A 4,021-nucleotide genomic window follows, 5' to 3' on the forward strand; every position below is an offset into this window, starting at 1 on the left:
CCGGCGGCCACCGTCGCGCCCGTGCGCCGGGCCAGCTCCCGCGCCGCGCCCGCCAGGTCCGCCGACACCTCGGCCGGCTCCGCCCCCAGCGTCAGCGCCAGCTCGGTCGGGTTCGGCGTCAGCACCGTGCGCGCCGCCCGCTCCCCGAGCGCCGCCGGGTCGGCCGTCAGCACCGCCAGCCCCAGCGCGTCCAGCACGAGCGCGCCCGTCACCGCCGGCAGCAGCGCCACCACCAGCGCCCGGCTGCGGTCCACGTCGACGAGCCCCGGCCCCACGAGGACGGCGTCGGCCCCGGACACCAGCTCCGCCAGCTCCGCCAGGTCCCCGCCGGCGTCGACGGCACCGCCGGGCGCCTCCGGCAGCGGCAGCACCATGGCCTCGGGCAGCGCCACCGCCAGCGGCACCGCGGTGCTCGCCGTCGTGGCCACCTGCAGCTTGCCCGCCCCGCAGCGCACCGCCGCCTCCGCGGCCAGCAGCACCGCCCCGGGCGTGCGGGTGCTGCCGCCCACCACCAGGGCCCGGCCGCGGTCCTCCTTGCCGGCGGTGCCGCCCGGCGCCGGCAGCGGCCAGCCGCGCAGCGCCGCGGTGGTCACCGTGGTCGCCGTCGTGGTCGCCGTCGTGGTCGTGCCGTCCGCCGGCCCGCTCACCGGGCACCCCCGCCCCGCCCGGTGCCGTGGCGGTCGTCGGCCCCCAGCCGGTCGTCGTCCACCGGGTCGTCCGTCACCGGCTCGTCGCGGCGCCGCACCCACGCCGTGCTGCCCGCGAAGCGCAGCGCCATGCCGTCGGCGTCGCCGTCGTAGGCCGTCACCGAGCAGTTCGCCAGCGGCTCGCGGCGGTCGAGCTCCATCAGCCGCTCCTCGCCGAGGTCCTCCAGGACGAGGCGGAAGTTCATGATCACGGCCTGGTGCGTGACGACGAGCACCCGCCGGCCCGCGTGGTCCAGGCGCAGGTCCCGCAGCAGGCTGCGCACCCGCAGCGACACGTCGCACCAGCTCTCCCCGCCGGGGGGCCGGTAGTACATCTTCCCCAGCCGGTCCCGCCGGGCGGACTCCTGCGGGTAGCGGGCCCGCACGCCCCGCCCCGTCAGGCCGTCCCACCAGCCGAGGTCGCGCTCGCGCAGCCGCTCGTCCAGGCACAGCGGCACGTCGAGCCCCGACCCCGCCAGCACCCCCGCGGCGGTGTCGCGGGCCCGGCGGTACGGCGAGCTGAGCACCACGCCCGGTGCCCCCACCTCCCCGCGGCCCACCTGCGCGGCCAGCTCCCGGCCCACCGCGCGCGCCTGCCGGTGCCCCAGCTCGGACAGGGGCACGTCGGCGTCCCGCTCGGTGAGCTCCAGCTCCTCGGCGCTGGCCTCGTGCGCCGCGCGGTCGGCGAGGTTGCCCGTGCTCTCCCCGTGCCGCACGAGGAGCAGCCCCGCCGGCCACCCCGCCCGCTCCGACGTGCGGGCGCCCGCGCCCCCGGTCCGCTCCCCATCCGCTGCCACTCCCGAGTTCCTACCGCCCCGGGGCCCCGGGCGCACTCCGCGGGCCCCGCCGCCCGGATACGCTGCGCACTCAGGGAGTTCCGCGCCGTGTCGACCGCGTCGTCGGCGAGGCCTCGGACGGGACGGGCGGGCGCCCGGCGGCGGGAGGACGGGGTGTGGTCCGGCTACGGCGACGGCCTCGGCGCGTGACGCTGCAGACCCGCGTCAGCGCCCTGGCCGCGGTCGTCCTCGTCCTCGGCGTCGTCCTCCTCGGCGTCGTCGTCACCGGCCAGAGCCGCGACGGCGAGCTCAACGCCCGCCTCGACTCCTGGCGCGCCCTGCTCCACCGCCAGGACGAGGTGAGCGACGCCCTGGCCCGCTGGCACCACGCCCAGCGCGACTACCTCGTCACGGGCAGCGCGCAGCGGCTGGCCGACAGCGAGCGCCACCGCGCCGCCATGGACGCCGCGCTCGACGCGCTCAGCGCCGAGCTGCCGGCCGACGAACCCGAGATCCGCGTCGCCACCGGGCACATGATCGCGGAGATCCTGGCCGTGAAGATCACCACCGATCCCGAGGTGGCGGCCCGGTCGCGCGAGGACCGCGACGAGGCCGGCCGGCTCGTGCGGATCCGCGCCGACGCCCCCGGCCTGGACCGCGTGCTCGACGCCGCCGAGCGCGTGCAGCGCCTCACCGAGGAGGGGCAGCGCGACGCGATCGCCGCCAGCCGCGACGCCGCCGACCAGCTCCAGGTGCAGCAGGGCGTGGTCGCCGGGCTGGCGCTGCTCCTCGTGCCCACCGTCCTGCTCCTCGTGCGCCGCTGGATCCTGCTGCCGCTGAGCCGCACCCGCGAGCGCCTGCTGCGCGTCAGCAGCGGCGACCTGCAGGTGCCCGTCGAGGTGGACGGGCCCCCGGAGCTGGCCGACGTCGCCGCCGCCGCCGAGGCCATGCGCCGGCGCATCCTCGACGAGCTCGCCGCCTCGGTGGCCTCCCGGGAGGCCCTGGAGCAGGGCGAGCCCCTCGTCGTGGAGGTCCGCGCCCAGCTGGAGCCGCACCCTGCGCCGCGGGTGCCGGGCTGGACGTCGGCGGCGGCGCTGCGGCCGGCCGAGGGCGTCCTGGCCGGTGACTGGTACGACGTCATCGCCCTGCCCGACGGCTCCCTGGCGGCGCTGGTCGCCGACGTGTCCGGGCACGGCGCCCGCGCCGGGATCGTCGCCATGCAGGTCAAGCGGGCCCTGGAGAGCAGCCTGCACCTCGACCCCCGCCCGCACGTGGCCCTCGGGGTCGCCGCCCGCGTCTTCGCCGAGGAGGCCGAGCGCTTCGCGTCCTGCCTGGTCGCGGTGCTCGACCCCGCCTCGGGCGTGGTGCGCTACGCCAACGCCGGGCACCCCCCGCCCCTCGTCGTGGCACCCGGGGGCGACGGCGGGGTGCGCGTCGTCGACTCCCTCGACGTCACCGGGCCGCTGCTGTCGTGGCTGCACGGGGACGACCCGGACGCCTGGCACACCGGGACCGTGCGGCTGCCGGCCGGGGCGGCCCTGCTGGCCTTCACCGACGGCCTCGTCGAGGCCCGCCCCCCCGCCGGTGGCGAGGAGCTGGGGGTGGAGGGCGTCGTCGCGGTGCTCCACGAGGTGGGCGACCTGGCGCCGCAGCACGTCGTCGACGCCGTCCTGGAGGCCGCGCGCCGGCACAGCGGCGGCCGGGTCCGCGACGACGTCACCGTCATCGTGCTGGCGCGCACGAGCGCGCAGGTGCCCCCCGGCGACCCGGCCCCGCTCCTGGCGGCGCCCGCCGAGACCACCCGGGGGATCGGCGCCGTTCCCCCCAGGCCCAGGATCGCGCCGGGGGACAGACCCTAGGGTGTGTCGGTGACCTCCCCCGATGCCGCCGCGACCGAGCGCCTGGCCGAGGTCCTCCCCGCCTGGCTCGACGAGCTCGCCGCCGCGGGTGGCCCCACCGGCCTGCTGCACTGCCCCGACGGCGGCGGCGGCGCCCTGGACCTGACGACCGCGCACCCCTCCGGCCTCGCCCAGCTGCTGGCCGGCCGCCCCGCCCGGCTGTCGGGCCTGGTGCGCGAACCCGCCGCCTTCGCCGACGCGCGCCGCCGCGCCCGCGAGGTGCACGTGCGGGTGGAGGAGCTGCGCGAGCAGCACGGCCTGGAGACCGCCTGCCTCGCCGTGGGCGTGGCCACGTGGACCCCGGCCGCGGCCGGTGCCGTGCCGCCGCGGGCCCCCGTGCTGCTGCGCCGCTGCGGGCTGCGGCCGGTGGGCACGGCCCGCGACGACTACGAGATCCACCTCGCCCCCGGGGTGGTGCTCAACCCCGTGCTGCTGCGGCGGGTCGCGGCCGAGCACGGCATCGTGCTGGACGGGCCGGCGGTGGCGGCCACGGCGGTGGGCGGGCGCGGCTTCGACCCCGTGCCGGCCTACGGCACCCTCAGCTCCCGCCTCGCACGGGTGCCGGGTTTCCGCATCGACCGGCGCCTGCTGCTGGGGACCTTCGCCGACCCGGGCGCGGCGGCCGCCCAGGACGTCGCCCAGCTCGTGCCGCGGCTGCGCG

General features: G+C 79.3%; 3 protein-coding genes and 1 pseudogene. 2 read left to right on the forward strand and 2 right to left on the reverse strand.

What is annotated here, in order from left to right; all coding sequences use genetic code 11:
- Both ABEB16_RS01140 and ABEB16_RS01145 read right to left on the reverse strand, forming a co-directional pair.
- On the reverse strand, positions 1-647 hold a 647-nt coding region (locus ABEB16_RS01140), incomplete at its 3' end, for an ADP-dependent NAD(P)H-hydrate dehydratase (RefSeq protein WP_345710443.1).
- The gene (locus tag ABEB16_RS01145) at positions 644-1,483 is read right to left on the reverse strand and encodes a histidine phosphatase family protein (protein ID WP_345710444.1); all 840 of its coding nucleotides are present in this window, start codon (positions 1,481-1,483) and stop codon (positions 644-646) included. The genes ABEB16_RS01145 and ABEB16_RS01140, both read right to left, overlap by 4 nt.
- A 185-nt stretch (positions 1,484-1,668) precedes the next feature.
- Here ABEB16_RS01145 and ABEB16_RS01150 point away from each other — a divergent pair, with 185 nt between their 5' ends.
- Positions 1,669-3,321, forward strand: a complete 1,653-nt coding sequence (locus ABEB16_RS01150; RefSeq protein WP_345710445.1) for a PP2C family protein-serine/threonine phosphatase — start codon at positions 1,669-1,671, stop codon at positions 3,319-3,321.
- Between the two features lie 9 nt (positions 3,322-3,330).
- A pseudogene (locus ABEB16_RS01155) lies at positions 3,331-4,021 on the forward strand (AAA domain-containing protein); the annotation flags it as partial.

It is taken from the genome of Kineococcus glutinatus (assembly GCF_039542765.1).
In the GTDB taxonomy this organism is placed as follows: Bacteria; Actinomycetota; Actinomycetes; order Actinomycetales; family Kineococcaceae; genus Kineococcus_A; species Kineococcus_A glutinatus.